This is a genomic window from Bradyrhizobium sp. SZCCHNRI3043 (genome assembly GCF_032377735.1).
GTDB lineage: Bacteria > Pseudomonadota > Alphaproteobacteria > Rhizobiales > Xanthobacteraceae > Bradyrhizobium.
In genome coordinates this window covers 113424-131689 of the sequence record NZ_JAUHID010000013.1, presented here as the reverse complement: position 1 = coordinate 131689, position 18266 = coordinate 113424, and the positions used below count along the sequence as shown (strand labels likewise).

Below are 18266 nucleotides of genomic sequence, written 5' to 3'. Positions count from 1 at the left end.
CATGACCGATGCAGTGCGCATCGCGGATCGTCTGGTCTGGCGCGACGGAGCCCTCACCGAGGGCCACCGCCGCGTGCCGGAGGAGACCGCGGTCGCGCTGACCTATAATGGCGGCACCCAGGCCGTCATGATGGCGACCCCGCAGGATCTCACCGACTTCGCCATCGGCTTCAGCCTCAACGAGGGCATCATCGCCAGCCGCGACGACATCATCTCGCTCGATGTCGTCGAGCTTACCGACGGCATCGAGCTCAGGATGTGGCTGCCGCCGGAGCTTGCTGCGCGCATGGCAGAGCGCCGGCGCAGCCTCGCCGGTCCCACCGGCTGCGGACTATGCGGCATCGACTCCATCGCGGAAGCGGTGCGGCCGGTGGCGCGCGTGCCCGCGGGCCGGCGCTTCGCGCCGCGCGACGTCATGACCGCGCTCGCCGCGATCGAGCCGCTGCAGAAGCTCAATCGCGAGACCCGCGCCGTGCACGCCGCGGCGTTCTGGACGCCGGCGCGCGGCATCGTTGCGCTCCGCGAGGATGTCGGCCGCCACAATGCGCTCGACAAGCTCGCCGGCCACCTCGCGCAGGCGCGAAGCGTTGCGACCGAAGGCATCGTGCTCATGACGAGCCGCGTCTCCGTCGAGCTGGTGCAGAAGGCCGCGGCTATGGGCGCCCCCGTTCTGGTCGCAGTGTCAGCACCGACCGCGCTCGCCATCCGCATGGCCGAGTCCGCGGGGATCACGCTGATTGCGGTGGCCCGCAACGACGGCTTCGAAATCTTCACCCATCCCGACCGGATCGTCGCGAGCGCCGAGACCGGCGCGCGATCAACACAGACGGACAACACCCATGTCGCATAACCCCTCCGAGCGCCTCGTCTACATGGCCAACCAGATCGGCAAGTTCTTCCAGAGCCAGGGGCAGGAGAAGGAGGTCGCCGGCGTCGCCGAGCACATCAAGAAGTTCTGGGATCCGCGCATGCTCAAGACGATCTATGCGCACCACGACGCCGGCGGCGCCGGCCTCGACCCGGCGGTGAAGGAAGCGATCGGCCGGCTGAAGCAGGCGGCGGTCGCCAAGGAAAAGGCATAGGCGGCCGGCTGTCCTACCGCGCGCCTGGTCCGGTCATCCCTCCACGAGTGCGGTGAACACGCGCCGCACCTCGGTCTGCGTTTCGCGCAGCCTCGCCTCGAGCGCCGAGAAATCCGGCGCGTCGCCCGCCCGGGTCATCACCCGCAGCAGGTCCTCGCCGGCCTGATCCGGCTTGAACTTGTCGCTGACGCACAGCCGCACGATCTGCGTCAGATCGTGATAGAGCCGCGCAGCCTGACGCAGGATCACGGCTTCAGCACGCGGTAGCACGCCGAGCCGCTCGGCATTGTCCAGCACCGCAAGCGTGCTGACATCGAGAATCTCCGGCGTCGTCGCGGCATGGACGAGCTGCAGATATTGCGCGACGAAGTCGATGTCGACCATGCCGCCGGCGGCGTGCTTGAGATCCCACAGATCGGCCTCGCCCTTCTCGGCGGCGATCGCGCGGCGCATGTCGGCGACGTCGCGCGCGATCGCGCTCCTGTCGCGCGGCCGGCGCAGCGCCGCCTGGATGATCTCCTCGATGCGCGCCCGAAACGCCGGCGACGCCGAGATCACCCGCGCGCGCGTCAGCGCCATGTGCTCCCAGGTCCACGCCTCGTGCTCCTGGTAGTGCGCAAAGGAGTCGATGTGCGAGGCCAGCGGACCGGCGCGACCCGACGGCCGCAGCCGCATGTCGATGTCGTAGAGCACGCCGTAATTGGTGCGCGACGTGAAAGCCGAAATCAGCCGCTGGGTGAAGCGCGCAAAATAATGCGCGCCCTGCAGCGAGCGCTCGCCGTCGGAATCCGGCGCGTCGGCATCGAAATCATACAGCAAAATCAGGTCGAGATCGGAGGAGGCCGTCATCTCGCGCGCGCCGAGCCGCCCCATCGCCACGATCGCGGTCTCCTGGCCCTTGATGCGGCCATGCTGGGCGGCAAAGCGGTCGGTCACGAGATCATGCACGGTGTGCACGATGCCCTCGGCGACATCGGCGAACGCGGTGCCGGCCTGCTGCGCCGACACCGTCCCCGAGAGGATGCGCGTGCCGATCAGGAACAGGCTCTCCTGGCCGAACAGCCTGAGACGATCGAGAAACTCCTCATAGGTCCCGGCATCCTGCAGCGTCGACGCCAGCCGCTCCGACAATTCACGCCGGTCCGGGATGGCGCCGAAGAAGCGCGGATCGATCAGGCCGTCCATCAGCCGCGGCTGCCGCGCCAGCATGTCGCCGAGCCGAGGCGCCGCCCCGAGCACGAGCGCGACGAGCGCGACGAGATCGCGGTTCTGCCCGAGCAGGGTGATCAGGCGGCCGCCCAGCTGCAGTGCCTGCAGGAAACGGTCGAAGGCGACGACCGCGCGATCCGGCTCGTCGGCATGGGCGAGGCCATCGATCAGCGCGGGCAGAAAATCGGTGAACGCGGTGCGCGTCGCATCAGTGCGGAACACGCGGTACTCGCCCGCGAGCCATTGTTGCAGGGTCTTGGCGACCATCACGGGATCGCGGAAGCCCAATGCGGCAAGATGCTCCATCAGGCGCGGCTCGTCGGGACCGGCGCCGTAGTTCACCGCCGGCAGGCTGACGGTGCCGGTGGGATCGCCCTCGAACAGCCGGGCGTAGTGTCCCTGCACGACGTCGAGATGGAACAGCAGATCGGTCGCGAACCGCTCGCGGCTGTCGTAGCCGAAGAAGCATGCGAAGCGGCTCACGCCCTCGATATCGTCGGGCAGGCTGTGGATCTGCTCGTCCGCCATCATCTGCAGCCGGTGCTCGACCCGGCGCAGGAACTCATAGGCCGTGGTGAGCTCGTCACGCGCCTGCTCCGTGATCCACTTGCTGGCGGTGAGCACGTCGAGCGCCTGCAGGGTCGGACGCACCCGCAGCTCGGGATGGCGGCCGCCGGCGATCAGTTGCTGGGTCTGGGCGAAGAACTCGATCTCGCGAATGCCGCCGCGCCCGACCTTGACGTTGTGGCCCTCGACCGCGATCTCGCTGTGGCCGCGATAGACCTGCATCTGCCGCTTCATGTCGTGGACGTCGGTCAGCGCCTGGAAGTCGAGATGCTTGCGCCATACGAAGGGCGACAGCTCCGCCAGCATCGCCTCGCCCGCGACCACGTCGCCGGCACAGACCCGCGCCTTGATCATCGCGGCGCGTTCCCAGGTGCGGCCCTCGCGCTCGTAGTAATGCAGCGCCGCCTCGGTCGACATCGCCACCTGCGTCGAGGCCGGATCCGGCCGCAGCCGGAGATCGACGCGGAACACATAGCCGTCCGCGGTGCGGCTCTGCAGCAGCCGCGCCATCGCTTGCGTCACGCGGACGAAGAACGGCTGCGGCTCGATGTCGCGCGCCAGCGAATTGACCTCGGGGTCGAAGAACACGATCAGGTCGATGTCGCTCGAATAGTTGAGCTCGCCCGCGCCCATCTTGCCCATCGCGAGCACGAACAGGCCGCTGCCCTGCTCCGGATCGTCGGCATCAACGGGCGCAAGCCGGCCGCGCACCGTCTCCAGGCGCAGCAGATACCGCAGCGCCATCTGCACCGAGGACACCGCGACGTCGGTCAGCCCCGCCGTCACCTGCATCACCGGCCACACGCCGCCGATGTCGCACAGCGCGATCAGCAGCGCCGCCTCGGATTTCAGCCGCCGCAGCAGGCTCATCACCTCGGTTTCGCTGGAGGCGGCGAACACCTCGCGGCCGGTGCGGGCGATCAGCTCGGAAAGGTGCGCCTGCGGGTCGCAGCGCAAGAGACGGTCCAGGCGATGGCCGTCGGCGCGCACGAGATCGAACAGATAGGGCGAGCACTCGGCAATCCCGAGCAGGATGGTTCGCGGCCAGCCGCCGGCGAGCAGCGCGCGGAGCGAGACGGCCAAGGACGGCTCGAGCTCGGCGAGCCACTCGTGAAGCCGGTGTTCGGCTTTGTCGGGCGCACGGACATGCGGGCCGGCAACGAAACGTTCGGCCAGCATCTGCCCGTCCGCGTTTCCCGGCGCGGAGGAGGTCATGCGGCCTTCTGTGGCACATCCTGCGCCGGCGCCGCAAGCTTCGCGGGCACGCCGGCACCGGCCGGCAGCACCAGGGTCGCGATCAGGCCCGGCCTGGCATCGCCGAGCCGGAGCTCGCCGCCATGCAGGGTCGCGACGGCGGAGGCGAGGCTGAGGCCGAGGCCGGACCCCGGCAACGTGCGGGACGCCTCCAGCCGGACGAAACGCTCGACGGCGCGCTTGCGCTCGGCCTCAGGAATGCCCTCGCCATGATCGGTGACGCTGAGCAGCACCTGTCCGCCCTCGCGCCGCGCCTCGATCAGGATCTCGCGGCTATCAGCGGCGGCGGCGGCATCGAGCGGCAGCGCCGCCGGCTTGCCGTATTTGATCGCGTTCTCGACGAGATTGGCGAGCGCCTGGCTGATCAGCTCGCGATTGCCATGCACCGGCGCGGCCGCGGCCTTGACCCGCAAGGTCATCTCATTGTCCTCGGCCAGCGGCTCGTACAATTCGTGGATGCCGCCGGCAACCTCGGCCGCGTCGAACTCGACCATGTCGCCGCGCGCCTGCCCCGACTCCGCTCGCGCGATCATCAGGAGCGCGTTGAACGTCCGGATCAGGCCGTCGGATTCCTCGATCGTGCGCTCCAGCGCCGCGCGATATTCGTCCTCGGAGCGCGACTTCGCCAGCGCCTCCTCGGCGCGGTTGCGCAGCCGCGTCAGCGGCGTCTTGAGGTCGTGCGCGATGTTGTCGGAGACCTCCTTGAGGCCGGTCATCAGCGCCTCGATGCGCTCCAGCATCGCGTTGAGGTTTTCAGCCAGGCGATCGAGCTCGTCGCCGCTGCGCCCGACCGGCAGCCGGCCCGAGAGATCGCCATCCATGATCCGCCGCGTCGTGCCGGTCATCGCATCGATCCGGCGCAGCACGCGCCGCGCCACGAAGATGCCGCCGCCGATGCCGAGCACCATGACCACGAGCACCGACCATTGCGCCGCCTTGGCGACGATGCCGAACAGCCGGCGCCGTTCCTCGAGGTCGCGACCGATCAGGAGCCGAAAGCCGTTGGAGAGCTGCGTGACGTAGACCAGCGCGCGGTGGTTCTGCTCGCTGGAATCATCGAGCCGGCGATAGAAGGTCTCCGACCAGCCGGACGAGCCCATCACGCCCGCCGCCAGCGAGCCGACATTGCCGGCGATCATCTGTCCTGTCGGCGTGGTGATGAGATAGAGATTGGCACCGGGCCGCAGCGCGCGGCTCTCGATCGCGCCGACGATTCCGCGCAGGCCCCAGCGGGAGAAGATGTCGGTCATCTCGCTGATTTCGGAGGTGACCGTGGTCGAGATCTGCTCAGTGATGAGGCGGCGGGTGTTCCAGGCGAAATAGCCGAGCAGCGAGGCTGCGAACAGCGCAAACAACAGCAGATAGACCAGCGTCAGCCGGAACGCCGTGGTGCGGATCAGCTTACCGAAGGCCGTCACGGATCATATACCCCGCGCCGCGGATGGTGTGGAGCAGCGGACGGTCAAACCCCTTGTCGATCTTGGAGCGCAGCCGCGAGATGTGGACGTCGATCACGTTGGTCTGCGGATCGAAGTGATAATCCCAGACGTTCTCGAGCAGCATCGTGCGCGTCACCACCTGCCCCGCGTGCTTCATCAGATATTCGAGCAGGCGGAACTCGCGCGGCTGCAGGGTGAGCTCGTCCTTGCCGCGCGCAACCCTGTGAGAAAGACGGTCGAGCTCGAGATCGCCGACCTTGTAGGTGGTCTCCTCGGCCGGTCCGCCATGGCGGCGCGACAGCACCTCGACGCGGGCGAGCAGCTCGGCAAAGGCGTAGGGCTTCGGCAGATAGTCGTCGCCGCCGGCGCGCAGGCCCTTGATGCGGTCGTCGACCTGGCCGAGCGCCGAGAGAATGAGCACCGGCGTCCGGTTGCCCTCGTCGCGCAGCGCGCCGATCAGCGACAGGCCGTCGCGCTTGGGCAGCATGCGGTCGACCACCAGCACGTCGTAATCCCCGCTTTCGGCCATGGCGAGCCCCTCCTCGCCGTCGCTGGCGAGGTCTGCGACATGTCCGACCTCGCGGAACGCCTTGACCAGATAGTCGGCGGACTCGCGGTCGTCTTCGATGATCAGGAGGCGCATTGCGGAAACGGGGGCGGTGGTCACGGTTGGTGTCCATCTACATGGACCGGCCGCGGTTTCCGTGCAAGGCGGCGTGGGCCCGGGGTTGATCGGCAGCAAAGTGGGCGGTGAGGTTGGGGGACCTCACCGCCCGAGTTCCTTCCGACGGAGGGGGGCGTTGTCCAACGGAAGGTCTGTGGGAGCGGAACTTTAAGCCCGCCCCAGGAAGAGCCGCCGACGCGGGGGCACTTGCCGGCGGCCTCCCATCTCGTAAGGGCTCTTAGCCCTTGGCCAGCGGCACCGCGACGAAGCGCGACTGGCCGCCGCTCTTCACACGCATCAGCACGCTGTTCTTGTTGTCGGCCTTCGCGGCGTTGATGGCCTCGCGGACGTCACCGGCAGAGGTCACCGACTTGCCCGCGACCTCCAGGATGACGTCGCCTTCCTTGAAGCCGCGATCGGCGGCCGCGCTCTTCGGATCGACCTCGGTGACGACGACGCCGTCCTTGCCGGCGCCGGCAACGCTCGAAGCGGGCGCGACGGTCATGCCGAGCTTCGGCACGTCGGCGCCGCGGGTCGGGCTCGCATTGTCGCCGCCGGTGTCGGCCTTGGCCTCAATCGTGTTCGGCAGCTTGCCGAGCGTCAGGTTGATGGTCTTCTCCTGGCCCTTCTGCAGGACGTTGAGCTTGACCGAGGCGCCCGGCGCAATGCCGCCGATGGTGCGGGCGAGCTCACGCGCGTCCTTCACCGGCTCGCCATTGACCGCCGTGATGACGTCGCCGGACTGGATGCCGGCCTTCGCCGCCGGACCATTGGCCTGGGGCTCCGCGACCAGCGCGCCCTCGGCCTTCTTCATGCCGAGGCTGTCGGCGATATCCTGCGTCACCGGCTGGATCTGCACGCCGATCCAGCCGCGGCTGACCGAGCCGCTGTCCTTGAGCTGCGCGATCACGCTCTTGACCGTGGAGGCGGGAATCGAGAACGCGATGCCGACGCTGCCGCCGGACGGCGAATAGATCGCGGTGTTGACGCCGACGACATTGCCGTCGACATCGAACGCCGGACCACCCGAATTGCCCTTGTTCACGGGGGCGTCGATCTGGATGAAATCGTCATACGGGCCGTTGCCGATGTCGCGGCCCACGGCCGAGACGATGCCGGCCGTCACCGTGCCGCCGAGACCGAACGGATTGCCGACCGCCAGCACCCAGTCGCCGATGCGCGGCTTGCCGTCGGCGAGCTTGGCGAACGGGAAGTTCGTGCTGCCCTCGACCTTGATCAGCGCCAGATCCGTGCGCTGGTCGGTGCCGATCACCTTGGCGCTGTAGGTCTTGCCGTCGTCGGTCGTCACCTCGACCTTGTTGGCGCCGTCGACCACGTGGTTGTTGGTCACGGCATAGCCGTCGGCGGAGATGAAGAAGCCGGAGCCCTGCCCGGTCACGGCGCGACCACCGCCGCGGCCGCCGCGACCCGGCATGCCGGGAATGCCGTTCTCACCGCCGAAGCGGCGGAAGAAGCGCTCCATCGGCGAGCCCGGCTGGAACGGCGTATCGTCGTCGCTGTCGTCCTTGGCGACCTTCTCCGCGATGTTGACCTTGACCGAAATCACCGACGGCTTGACCCGCTCCACGATGTCGGCAAAGCCGACCGGGCGCGCGACCTTGCTGACCTCGTTCGCGACCTGCGCATGCGCCGAGGTCGAGAACAGATCGACCGGCGCCCCCTGCGGCGACAGGCCATAGGCGGCGACGCCGAGGCCCGCGACCACGGAGGCCATCAGCGCGAACTTGCGCGCCGAGAACAGCCCGCGCCGGGGCTGGCGATAGGACGGAAGGGAGGACAGGTCGGTCGGACGGTCAGTCATACGGTTTTCTCCGCAAGCGATTTTGGTCAAGGTCTAAACTTGGGTCCCGGGCTGTGCGCCCCGTTCGCCAGTGAAGATGGGGGCCGCCGCCTTACGGCGTGCTGGCTGCGGCGTTAAACTTCTGTAATGGACGGACACGAACACTGCGGCGGAATGGCGCAGATGGTGGAGCGCGGCGGAAAAGCCTTGCGAGACCAGGGGTTTGCCAGCGTCCCGGCCGCCCCGTAGCGGCCATCATTTTGGCCGGTCCGACCAAAGTCGTAACCCCCGTAGGGCGGGTTAGCCGCAGGCGTAACCCGCCGCCTTTCCAACAGCCCCCGATCCAGCCGCCGCACATCCGCCCGCACCGGAGCCAGCCCCCGGCGGATTACGCTTTCGCTAATCCGCCCTACCCGTCCGGTGCGCTCGCAATGACGCCCGGAGCAACTATCCTGATCCACACTATCAAACAGCATGTGGAGAAAACTAACCGCGCGTCGAGCCTCCACATCCTCGCGACGCATCCCGCGCCCGAGCTATGCCCTTCAAACTCGCACCCTCACGTCGAGGGCACAGGGAAGGCCGGGCGCTGGCCGATCGGGATAGGGGGGAGTCTCGCGACTCCACCCCTCCCACACCACCGTACATACGGATCACGTATACGGCGGTTCGGCGGATTAAGCGGCTTTGCGGGCTGCGAGGAAAGGCAGGCCGAGTGAGGCGAACAAGGACCTTGGCAGAGCGTTGGCCAGTGCGGCGCTGTTGGCGAGCCGCCAGGGACCACGTGGGTTGCCGGCGGTTTTAAGCGCCGTCTCCCGGTCGACGCCGCGGCGTCGCAGCTCGTCGAAGCGAGTAGGACCGCACTTCCATTGGGTCCAGACGACGGCGCGCAACCGCCGCCTGATCCACTCATCGAGCTTGCGCAACACCGACGGCGTCTCGCAGAACCCGAAGTAGCCGCGCCATCCCTTCAGATACAGCGCCAGCTTCTCGATGATCTGCTCCAGGCTTCGGCCAGATTGTCGCCCCGTCAGCTCCCGAACTCTCGCCTTGCAACGGGCAATGGCCTCGGGCGCGATGCGCCGGCGCGGCTTCTTCCCCTGCGTAAAGCTGAAGCCCAGGAACTTGCGGTGGCTCGGTCTGGCGACCGCGCTCTTGGCCCTGTTCACCTTGAGCTCGAGGCGCCGTTCCAAGAATCTCTCGATGCTCGCCATCACCCGCTCGCCCGCCTTCCGACTGCGCACATAGATGTTGCAGTCGTCGGCATAGCGCACGAAGCGATGACCTCGCCTCTCCAGCTCCTTGTCCAGCACGTCCAGCATCAGGTTCGACAGCAGCGGCGAGAGCGGCCCGCCTTGCGGCGTTCCTTCCTCCGTCGGGCTGACCAGCCCTCCCTCCAGCACGCCCGCAGTCAGGAAGCCGCGGATCAGCTTCAGGAGTCGCTTGTCGGCAACCCGCTTGGCGACCAGCCCCATCAGGATGTCGTGATTGACCCGGTCGAAGAACTTCTCCAGATCGATATCCACCACGACCGCGTGCCGGGACGCAATGTAGGTCTGCGCCTTCGCCACCGCCTGATGCGCCGAGCGGCCCGGCCGGAAGCCGAAGCTCGTCTCGGAGAACGTCCGATCCCATTCGCTTTGCAGCACCTGCAGAACCGCCTGCTGGATGAAGCGGTCGAGCACCGTCGGGATGCCGAGCAGCCTGACGCCGCCCGATGCCTTTGGAATCTCGACACGCCGCACCGGCTGCGGCTTGTAGGTGCCGTCGAGCAGTTGGGCGCGGATCGCGAGCCAGTTCACCTTCAGGTAGGCCGGCAGATCATCCACGGTCATCCCGTCGACCCCCGCCGCGCCCTTGTTGCGCTTCACTCGGTCCAATGCCTTCTTCAGGTTCTCACGTGCGACGATCCTTTCCATCGACGGTCCCGCGACCGCCGTCTGATCGAGACAGGCTTTCGCCGCGCGAGCTTCGGCCGCCCCGGCGCCGGCCCGCGGGGCTTCACCCCTCGGTCCGGGGCGAGGGTTCAGATTGCTCTGAGCTTCCTGCCGCATTGGGTCGTGCGAGATCACCGCTCCACCAGAACTTCCATCGTTCGGGCCTTCGGCGGTACGCTGCCGCCTACTATGCCCTCTGCTGACTTCTGCGTCGCGTTCAGATCGCCTTGCAACGACCTCAGTCCCGTTGCCGGGACACGACGCAGATCTCCCGAGGTAAGACCGACCGCCTTCACCGCATGCCCGTCGGATCTACCACCCCGCCCCTTGATGACCGTGGACTTCGCGATTGGTGGCTCGCTCGTCCGGCCGGGTAGGCCTCACATCCGATGTTTGTTCATCGGGCCGCGGCTTTGCTCCACGCTGTCTTCAGACCCCACCTCGCGATGACGCCCTTGCGCTTCGCTAATCCTTCGCCGCCATCAGGCTGGATAGAGGACTTCCACCTCCAAGCTGTCGTTCATACTCGGCACACCGCCCGTGGCCCGCCTGCGGAAAAAAATGCAGGCGGCAGGTACCACAGGTCTGGCCGAACACGCCCGGCCCTCCCTGTGCGATGGTGTTAACGATTATACGTGATCTCCCCGGGGACCGGCTGTCTTGCCCCCGTCACCGGCGGATCATCACCACCGGCTTGGCCGCAGCATCGGGCGACCAGGACCACACGATTTCACGTCCGCGATCCGCCGTTCGTCGGCGAGGCCAAAAACCCCGCTGCGGCAGCCCGCGTCCATCGCATTCCGAAACCCGCGTCCGTGACGATCGCGATACGCTCCCTCAGCGGAACGGAACGCGCGGAGGATAAGGGTGATTTGGGGTGGAGCGCAAGAGGATTTTTGATTTTCGGAATTTATCGACTGTTTTTCAGAAGAAGAGGTGATTTGGGCTACGGGCAAGGGATGAAGTTAGTACTGCCCTATCCAATACTCGGACGACAACCAAGCGAGCGTGGGCCGGATGAGCGCAACGATGTTCAGGTTCGTCTCTAAAGCTCGTGTGAACCCGGATATCGCTACGCTCATCCGGGCTACGGGGCCGGCTCACCTGATCGGTGGTGCGTAGGGCGGCTTAGCCGGAGGCGTAAGCCGCCGCGCGGCAGTCTCGGTGGCCATGGCGGATTACGCTACGTACTGGCCCTGGATACGAGGCGCCTGGTTCACGGATCACCAAACAGATCGCCGCCGCTGCGCGCGCGTGATTTCGCCGGCGCTCTCTTCACGAGTATAGTTCCGTTTGATATATTTTTTGCATTTTGGAGGAGGTGAGCGATATTCATGCTAAGTTCTTTCTTCGCTTCCATCGCTGACAAGCTGATCGCGATGGCCGGCGCACTCTTAGTGGTGCGTATTCCCGCGGTAAGAGCGTGGTTGAACCGATGGCCTTTAGAATCGGCGATCTTAATTTCAACCGCCCTCACGCTGACCCTAATCTATTTGACAATGAATCGACTTTCAGTCTGGCCCGGCGAACCGCAAACGTTTCGGCAGGGAAACGAAGCCGGATGGGGCACCGTGTTTGAGCCTCCTTTCATCTCAACGTGCCCGAATGGGACCTATGCCGTGGGGATCAAGTGGTGGGGCCTTATCAATCATGGCGACTGCGAGCGCTGCGCCTCAAAAATGGAAGTGATCTGCAAGCCCCTTAATACGCTACCCAAGCTAACGGTGGAGTAGCGAGCGTAGCCCGGATGAGCGCAGCGATATCCGGAGTCATCTCTAAATCTGGTGCGATCCCGGATGTAGCTGCACTCATGCGGGTTACGCGGACGGACCGCCCCATCGGCGGTGCGTAGGGCGGCTTAGCCGCAGGCGTAAGCCGCCACGATCCAAGCTCGGTCTGCAGTGGCGGATTACGCTGCGCTAATCCGCCCTACTCGACCGAACGCGTCGCCCGGATGAGCGCGGCGATGTCCGGGTTCACCTCGGCAGCGCGTGAGAACCCGGATGTCGCTATCGCTCATCCGGGCTACGGCATCGCCGCCTCAGCTCGCCTTCACGCTCACGATGAACGCATCCACCTCGCGCTTCAGCGTCTCGGCCTGTTGCGACAGCTCGCCGGCGGCGTCGCGGGCCTCAGAGGCGAGGCGGCCGGTTTCGGCCGAGGTGGAGGTGATCTGGGCGATGTGGTTGGAGACGTCGAGGGTGCCGCGGGCGGCTTCCTGGACGCTCTTGGAGATGTCCTGGGTGGCGTTGCGCTGCTGCGAGGTGTCGACCTCGATGCCGGACATGATGGCGCTGATCTCGGAGAGCGTGGTCGAGATGCCGTCGATGGCGCCGCGGGTCTCGGCGGTGATGCCCTGGATGCTGGCGACGTGCGCGGAGATCTCGTCGGTCGCCTTGCTGGTCTGGTTGGCGAGGTTCTTCACCTCCGACGCCACGACCGAGAAGCCCCTGCCGGCCTCGCCGGCGCGGGCGGCCTCGATGGTGGCGTTCAGCGCCAGCAGGTTGGTCTGCGAGGCGATCGCCTGCACCAGCTGGACGACGGCGCCGATCTTCTCGGCGGCGTCCGACAGCGAATGGATGGTGTTCTTGCTCTTCTCGGCCTGCGACGCCGCGCCCTCGGCGCGCTGGGTGGCGTCGGAGACGCGGCGGCTGATGGTGCCGATCGAGCTCGACATCTCCTCGGCCGAGCCGGCCACCGTCTGGACGCTGCGATTGGCGTGGTTGGCGGCGGCCTCGACCGCATTGGCTTTAGCAGAGGTGTCGTTGGCGGCGCGCGACAGCGTCTCGGCATTGCTCTTCAGCCGGACCGCCGAGGACGCCACGCTGCCGACGACGCTGGCGACGAGCTCGTTGAAGGAGTGGATGCGGCCGTCGAGAAAGCGCGAACGCTCGCCCTGGCGCTGCGCCTCCTGCAGCTCGCGCTCCGTGAGGCGCTGGCGCTCGATGCCGTTGGTCTTGAACACCTCCAGCGCGCCGGCGAGCTGTCCGATCTCGTTGCTGAGGCCGAGGCCGGGAATGCGGGTGTCGAATTTCTGGTCGGCGACGTCGCGCATGGCGCTGACCATCGCGGCGAGCGGGCGCAGGATGCCGTTCTGCACGGCGGCGTAGGTCATCAGGCAGACGGCGCTGGCGAACACGGCAATGGCGACGCAGGCCATGAGGAAGTAGGAGAACGCCGAATGCGCCTGCTGATAGGTCAGCATCGCATGATCACGCGCCGGGCCGCTGAGACTGGCGAAATCCGACGACAGGCTGGTGATCTGGTTGTTGAGATAGAGCACCGCGATGAAGCCGGTGCCGCCGCCGATCGCCAACAGCATGAGGAGAGAGGCCACGACGCCCCCCACGAGGAAGCGGATCGTCAGATTACTGTTGGAGAACATCGGCTTTGCCCGGGTACGTCAGACGGAATGTCAACGCACACTTCCAGACAAAGGTAAAATAAGATGAAAGCACGGGGGCGGGGCGAGCACGGGGTTTTGCGGGCTACCGGCCGAAGCAAGATGGAGCATCGAAGGCGTGCTGGACGCTGACCATGAGCACTCCGGCCACGTTCTGCCTTCCGCTCCTCACCCTGAGGAGCCCGCCGCAGGCGGGCGTCTCGAAGGGCGAGGCCCGCGCTGTGGCCTCATGGTTCGAGACGGCGCTGCGCGCCTCCTCACCATGAGGGTGAGCTCCGAAACCGGCGCGGCGCATCGACCATGAGTCGCGCACTTCATGTCGCCGGCGGCTGCTTCTCCGCGGCCATCAGCGCCGCAAGCCGCGCCTCCTCGTCGGCCGTCAGCTTCGGCGTGGCCTCCGGGCCGCGCTGGCCGCGGCGGCGCACCTGCAGCCACAGCGCAAGCCCGCCGCCGAGCAGCAGCAGCGGCGGCAGCAGCCATAGCAACAGGGTCTGGCGCTCGAAGCGCGGCTTCAGCAGCACGAACTGGCCGTAGCGCGCGACCAGGAAATCCAGCACTTGATTGTCACTATCACCGGCGGCGAGACGCTCGCGCACCAGGAGGCGCAGGTCGCGCGCCAGCGGCGCATCGGAATCGTCGATCGACTGGTTCTGGCAGACCATGCAGCGCAGCTCGCGCGACAGCGCGCGGGCGCGCTGCTCCTTGGCCGTGTCGGCCATGACCTCGTCGGGCTGCACCGCATGCGCCACCGGCGCGGCGAGCAGCAGCAGCGCGAGCGCCGCGAGACCGAGAATGCGTCGCATCCGCCCTACTCCGCCGGCTGCAGCGCGTGCGCGGCACGCGCCGGCCGCGGCGCGCCGACGCGCAGGCGCCGGTCGGACAGCGACAGCAGGCCGCCGAACGCCATCAGCACCGGGCCGAACCAGATCAGCAGCACCAGCGGCTTGTGATAGATGCGCACGGCGAGGCCGCCGTCGGCGGTGGCATCGCCGAGCGAGACGTAGAGCTGGCTGACGCCGCGGGTCATCAGCGCCGCTTCCGTCGTCGACATGCCGCGGGTGGCGAAGCTGCGCTTGCTCGGCGTCAGGACGCTGAGCTGCCTGCCATCCTCGCTGATGACGAAGGTGCTGACGACCTCGCTGAAGTTCGGGCCCTGGCGCTGGGTCATGCCGTCGAACTTGATCTGGTAGCCGGCGAGATTGCGGACGTCGCCGGGACGCAGCGTGCTGATCAGCTCGCTGTTCCAGGTGGTCTCGCAGACGATGCCGAGCAGCGCGACGCCGAGGCCGGCATGCGCGAACGCCGTGCCCCACACCGAGCGCGGCAGGCCGCGGGTCCTGTGCAGCGCGGTCCTGAACGGCACGCGGGCCACGCCGCTGCGCTCGACCAGATCGACGACGGAGCCGGTGATCGCGAACACACCGAGGCCGATGCCAACAGGCGCCAGCGCGCTGCCGCCGCGCGCCCACGCCCAGACGATCGCGATCGCCACCAGCGCGGTGATGCCGGCCGCGAGCAGCCGCTGCATCGCGGCGACGAGATCGCCGCGCTTCCAGGCCAGCATCGGGCCGAACGGCACCATCAGCAGCAGCAGCGCGAACAAGGGGCCGAAGGTGATGTTGTAGAAGGGCGCGCCGACCGAGAGCTTGAAGTCGAGCGCCTCCATGATCACCGGATAGAGCGTGCCGAACAGCACGGTGGCACAGGACACGGTGAGCAGCAGATTGTTCAAGACCAGCGCGCCCTCGCGCGAGATCGGCGCGAACAGGCCGCCCTGCTTCAGCGCGGTGGCGCGGCCGGCGAACAGCGTGAGGCTGCCGCCGATGAACAGCACGAGGATGCCGAGGATGAAGACGCCGCGCGTGGGATCGCTGGCGAAGGCGTGCACCGAGGTGATGACGCCGGAGCGCACCAGGAAGGTGCCGAGCAGGGACAGCGAGAAGGTCAGGATCGACAGCAGGATGGTCCAGACCTTGAGCGCGTTGCGCTTCTCCATGACGACGGCGGAGTGCAGCAGCGCGGTGCCGGCGAGCCAGGGCATCAGCGAGGCGTTCTCGACCGGGTCCCAGAACCACCAGCCGCCCCAGCCGAGCTCGTAATAGGCCCAGTACGAGCCCATGGCGATGCCGAGCGTCAGGAAGATCCAGGCCATCAGGGTCCACGGCCGCACCCAGCGCGCCCAGGCGGCATCGATGCGGCCTTCGAGCAGGGCTGCGATGGCGAACGAGAACGAGATCGAGAAGCCGACATAGCCGAGATAGAGCATCGGCGGATGCACGGCGAGCCCGATGTCCTGCAAGACGGGGTTGAGGTCGCGGCCCTCGATCGGCGGGGTGGCGAGCCGCGTGAACGGGTTCGAGGTGGTCAGGATGAACAGATAGAACGCGGTCGCGACCCAGGCCTGCACCGCGAGGACGCGGGCGCGCAACGACAGCGGCAGATTGTTGCCGAAGGCCGCGACCATGGCGCCGAACAGCGCCAGGATCGACACCCACAGCAGCATCGAGCCTTCGTGGTTGCCCCACACGCCGGTGACCTTGTAGAGCAGCGGCTTCATCGAGTGCGAGTTCTCGAACACGTTGGCGACGGAGAAATCCGAGGTCACGTGCAGGGTGATCAGCGCGATGAAGGACAGGCCGGCGAACAGCAATTGCGCCAGCGCCGCCGAGCGGCCGACATTCATCAGCGCGACGTCGCGCTGGGCGGCGCCGAGCATCGGCACGGTGGACTGGATCAGCGCCAGCGCGAGCGCCAGCACCAGGGCATAATGTCCGCTCTCTGCGATCACTGCGTCGCTCCTGCCGCGCTCTTGTCAGCTCCCTCGCGCATCGACACCGGGCTTGGTGTGGTTGCGCCGGCTGGCTGGGCGCCGGCTTGCGGCTTGCCGTAATCGTCCTTCCAATGGCCCTGCTTCTTCAGGCTGTCGGCGACTTCCTTGGGCATGTAGGTCTCGTCGTGCTTGGCGAGCACGGTGTCGGCCTTGAACACGCCGTTGGCATCGAGCGCGCCCTCGGCGACGACGCCCTGCCCTTCGCGGAACAGATCCGGCAGGATGCCCTTGTAGGCGACCGGCAGCTTGGCGCCGCCGTCGGCGACCTCGAAGCTGATGTCGAGATCGTCGCCGCGCTTCAGCGAGCCCGGCTGCACCAGGCCACCGAGCCGGAAGCGCTTGCCCGGGCCGATATGCTTCTCCGCGACCATGGTCGGGGTCGAGAAGAACACGATGGAGTCGCGCAGCGCGTTGAGCACCAGCCCTGCCGCGACCGCGAGCACGAACAGCGCACCGCCGATGATCGTCAAACGCCTCTGCTTGCGTGTCATCCCGTCATCCCGTTGGCGGCGGAAGCGCCGCTCATCCATCCAAGCCGAAAGTCTTCACGCCCTCGTTGAGCTGCCGCAACCGCTCGGCATCGCCGGACACCGCCTGCCGCGCATCCGACAGCGCCCCCTTGGCCTTGTCGAGATCGCCCATCACGACATAGGCGCGCACCAGGCGCAGCCAGCCCTCGACGTCGTCGCCATTCTGCTTCAGCCGCGCCGCCAGCCGGTCGACCATGCCGCGGATCATCGTCTCGCGGTCACCGTCGCTCATGCTCTTGGCCGCGGCCATCGCCTCGCTCGGCAGCGCCGGCACCTCGCCGCCGCCGACGCGGCCGAGCGCCGCCGTCACCAGCGGCCGCCACGGCGCATCCGCCGGCGCCTTGCCCAGCATCGCCCGCCAGATCGCGCCCGCATCGTCCTTGCGGCCGTCCTGCTCGGCGGCGAGACCGAGGTAGTAGTTCGACTTCGGCTCGTCGGCCTCGAGCGCATGGGCCCGCTCGAACTCGGCCTTGGCCTCGGCGGTGACGACGCCGCCGGCGGCGGCCGTGATCACCTCGCCGAGATCGGCGCGCTTGGCTGCGCCGTCGCCGGCATAGGTGATCATGTTGCGATAGGCCCGAATCGCGTCATCGGTGCGGCCGAGCCGTGCCAGCACCGGGGCGAGCACGGTCCAGCCGCGGCCGTCGGTCGGATTCTTCTGCAGATGCTGCTCGACCTGCGACACCAGCGTTTCCAGCGGCTGCGTCCCGGTGGGCGGCGCCGCGCGCGCGGTGAGCGGGAAATCCGGCAGTTGCGGCGAGCCGAGCGGCAGGTAGACCGCGAGCGCCACGATCGGCACGCCGATCAGCGCCAGCACGGCCGACGCGCGGCGCAGGCCGAGGCTCGGCTTCACCGTGGCCTCGCCCTCCTGGTCCGCAGCGGCCAAAAGGCGGCGGCCGATCTCGACCCGCGCGGCCTCGGCTTCGACCTTGCCGATCAGCCCGGTTTCGACGTCGCGCTCGATCTCGGCCAGCTGGTCCTTGTAGACGACGACCTCGCGACCGTCCGACGAGGCCCGCGCGCCCAGGCCGAGCGGCAGCAGGACGGCGAAGATCGCCGCGGCCGTCATCACGGCGAACACGAACCAGAGAGTCATCGGACAGAGTTCCAGTCAGCGCCCACCGGCAGGCGCGCCTCGCGCCGCTTTTAACCAGCACCGTTCCCGGCGGCAATTCACATTTGCCGCCGTGGTAGCCCAGCCGTCCGCGCCGAAAAACTCAGGAGGATTACGTAATTAGGGGACCTCGAACTCGGCGCTCTTGGCGAGATAGCTGCCGCGCCCGTTCAGGGCCACCAGGAAATAGGTCCCCGGCCTGACATGGTCGGTGAGCCTGATCCGCAGCGACCCGACCGGGACCGGCGAGGCGATGGTGATGACGGGATCGGCGAGTGGCGCCCCGCTCGTCTTGTCGACGAGCACGACCTTCGCCTTGATCATGAGGTTGCGATAGGTCGCGCGAACGACGCGGTTCTCGACCTCGACGAAGTTGATGACGGAAATCATGGTCTTGATGAAAAAGGATGGAACCTGGCGGGAACCTATGCGTGGC

The 18266-nt window shown here is 67.4% G+C and carries 15 protein-coding genes; 4 read left to right on the top strand and 11 right to left on the bottom strand.

Annotated features, from left to right (window positions below; translation table 11 throughout):
* The first annotated feature begins 1 nt into the window (after window position 1).
* Both fdhD and QX124_RS23205 read left to right on the top strand, forming a co-directional pair.
* A complete protein-coding gene (gene fdhD / locus QX124_RS23210) occupies window positions 2–850 on the top strand; it encodes a formate dehydrogenase accessory sulfurtransferase FdhD (protein ID WP_315785182.1) in 849 nt (282 codons plus the stop codon).
* Window positions 840–1082, top strand: a complete 243-nt coding sequence (locus QX124_RS23205) for a formate dehydrogenase subunit delta (protein WP_315777578.1) — start codon at window positions 840–842, stop codon at window positions 1080–1082. Before fdhD ends, QX124_RS23205 begins: the two co-directional genes overlap by 11 nt.
* A gap of 33 nt (window positions 1083–1115) precedes the next feature.
* Here the strand turns inward: QX124_RS23205 and QX124_RS23200 are convergent, their stop codons facing one another.
* The 5 genes from QX124_RS23200 to ltrA all read right to left on the bottom strand — a co-directional run bounded on the left by QX124_RS23200 (window position 1116) and on the right by ltrA (window position 10070).
* A complete protein-coding gene (locus QX124_RS23200; protein ID WP_315798380.1) occupies window positions 1116–4073 on the bottom strand; it encodes a bifunctional [glutamine synthetase] adenylyltransferase/[glutamine synthetase]-adenylyl-L-tyrosine phosphorylase in 2958 nt (985 codons plus the stop codon).
* Window positions 4070–5530 carry an ATP-binding protein gene (locus tag QX124_RS23195; RefSeq protein ID WP_315798379.1) on the bottom strand — a complete coding sequence of 487 codons (1461 nt, stop codon included), beginning with the start codon at window positions 5528–5530 and terminating at the stop codon, window positions 4070–4072. The genes QX124_RS23200 and QX124_RS23195 overlap by 4 nt, the downstream gene beginning before the upstream one ends.
* On the bottom strand, window positions 5514–6194 hold the full coding sequence (locus QX124_RS23190) for a response regulator transcription factor (protein WP_315739932.1): 681 nt from the start codon (window positions 6192–6194) through the stop codon (window positions 5514–5516). The genes QX124_RS23195 and QX124_RS23190 overlap by 17 nt, the downstream gene beginning before the upstream one ends.
* 259 nt (window positions 6195–6453) lie before the next feature.
* Complete coding sequence (locus QX124_RS23185) at window positions 6454–8037, bottom strand: Do family serine endopeptidase (protein ID WP_315777576.1); 1584 nt, start codon at window positions 8035–8037, stop codon at window positions 6454–6456.
* Between the two features lie 656 nt (window positions 8038–8693).
* The gene (gene ltrA / locus QX124_RS23180) at window positions 8694–10070 is read right to left on the bottom strand and encodes a group II intron reverse transcriptase/maturase (protein ID WP_409997696.1); all 1377 of its coding nucleotides are present in this window, start codon (window positions 10068–10070) and stop codon (window positions 8694–8696) included.
* A gap of 1217 nt (window positions 10071–11287) precedes the next feature.
* On the opposite strand from ltrA, the gene QX124_RS23175 reads away from it, so the two are divergent.
* Window positions 11288–11686, top strand: coding sequence for a hypothetical protein (locus QX124_RS23175; protein WP_315798378.1), 399 nt, complete (start codon window positions 11288–11290; stop codon window positions 11684–11686).
* A gap of 308 nt (window positions 11687–11994) precedes the next feature.
* On the opposite strand, the gene QX124_RS23170 is transcribed toward QX124_RS23175, so the two are convergent.
* Complete coding sequence (locus tag QX124_RS23170; RefSeq protein WP_315798377.1) at window positions 11995–13338, bottom strand: HAMP domain-containing methyl-accepting chemotaxis protein; 1344 nt, start codon at window positions 13336–13338, stop codon at window positions 11995–11997.
* Window positions 13339–13490: 152 nt separating this feature from the next.
* On the opposite strand from QX124_RS23170, the gene QX124_RS23165 reads away from it, so the two are divergent.
* Window positions 13491–13622, top strand: a complete 132-nt coding sequence (locus QX124_RS23165; protein WP_315739833.1) for a hypothetical protein — start codon at window positions 13491–13493, stop codon at window positions 13620–13622.
* Window positions 13623–13670: 48 nt separating this feature from the next.
* On the opposite strand, the gene QX124_RS23160 is transcribed toward QX124_RS23165, so the two are convergent.
* The 5 genes from QX124_RS23160 to QX124_RS23140 form a co-directional block, all read right to left on the bottom strand.
* Window positions 13671–14159, bottom strand: coding sequence for a cytochrome c-type biogenesis protein (locus QX124_RS23160; RefSeq protein ID WP_315798376.1), 489 nt, complete (start codon window positions 14157–14159; stop codon window positions 13671–13673).
* A gap of 5 nt (window positions 14160–14164) precedes the next feature.
* Window positions 14165–16144 carry a heme lyase CcmF/NrfE family subunit gene (locus QX124_RS23155; RefSeq protein WP_315798375.1) on the bottom strand — a complete coding sequence of 660 codons (1980 nt, stop codon included), beginning with the start codon at window positions 16142–16144 and terminating at the stop codon, window positions 14165–14167.
* Window positions 16141–16677: a cytochrome c maturation protein CcmE gene (gene ccmE / locus QX124_RS23150; protein WP_315798374.1), complete on the bottom strand. Its 537-nt coding sequence runs from the start codon at window positions 16675–16677 to the stop codon at window positions 16141–16143. Before ccmE ends, QX124_RS23155 begins: the two co-directional genes overlap by 4 nt.
* Before the next feature lie 31 nt (window positions 16678–16708).
* Window positions 16709–17812 carry a c-type cytochrome biogenesis protein CcmI gene (gene ccmI, locus QX124_RS23145; RefSeq protein ID WP_315798373.1) on the bottom strand — a complete coding sequence of 368 codons (1104 nt, stop codon included), beginning with the start codon at window positions 17810–17812 and terminating at the stop codon, window positions 16709–16711.
* A gap of 138 nt (window positions 17813–17950) precedes the next feature.
* Window positions 17951–18220 (bottom strand): hypothetical protein, encoded by a 270-nt coding sequence (locus QX124_RS23140; protein WP_315785165.1) that lies wholly within the window; start codon window positions 18218–18220, stop codon window positions 17951–17953.
* Between the last annotated feature and the right edge of the window lie 46 nt (window positions 18221–18266).

Coding starts and splice junctions, on each gene's coding strand:
- QX124_RS23205 (WP_315777578.1), top strand. CDS start 840: ATGTCGCATAACCCCTCCGAGCGCCTCGTCTACATGGCCAACCAGATC.
- fdhD (WP_315785182.1), top strand. CDS start 2: ATGACCGATGCAGTGCGCATCGCGGATCGTCTGGTCTGGCGCGACGGA.
- QX124_RS23185 (WP_315777576.1), bottom strand. CDS start 8,037: ATGACTGACCGTCCGACCGACCTGTCCTCCCTTCCGTCCTATCGCCAG.
- QX124_RS23200 (WP_315798380.1), bottom strand. CDS start 4,073: ATGACCTCCTCCGCGCCGGGAAACGCGGACGGGCAGATGCTGGCCGAA.
- QX124_RS23190 (WP_315739932.1), bottom strand. CDS start 6,194: ATGCGCCTCCTGATCATCGAAGACGACCGCGAGTCCGCCGACTATCTG.
- QX124_RS23170 (WP_315798377.1), bottom strand. CDS start 13,338: ATGTTCTCCAACAGTAATCTGACGATCCGCTTCCTCGTGGGGGGCGTC.
- QX124_RS23175 (WP_315798378.1), top strand. CDS start 11,288: ATGCTAAGTTCTTTCTTCGCTTCCATCGCTGACAAGCTGATCGCGATG.
- QX124_RS23160 (WP_315798376.1), bottom strand. CDS start 14,159: ATGCGACGCATTCTCGGTCTCGCGGCGCTCGCGCTGCTGCTGCTCGCC.
- QX124_RS23165 (WP_315739833.1), top strand. CDS start 13,491: ATGAGCACTCCGGCCACGTTCTGCCTTCCGCTCCTCACCCTGAGGAGC.
- ltrA (WP_409997696.1), bottom strand. CDS start 10,070: ATGCGGCAGGAAGCTCAGAGCAATCTGAACCCTCGCCCCGGACCGAGG.
- ccmE (WP_315798374.1), bottom strand. CDS start 16,677: ATGACACGCAAGCAGAGGCGTTTGACGATCATCGGCGGTGCGCTGTTC.
- QX124_RS23140 (WP_315785165.1), bottom strand. CDS start 18,220: ATGATTTCCGTCATCAACTTCGTCGAGGTCGAGAACCGCGTCGTTCGC.
- ccmI (WP_315798373.1), bottom strand. CDS start 17,812: ATGACTCTCTGGTTCGTGTTCGCCGTGATGACGGCCGCGGCGATCTTC.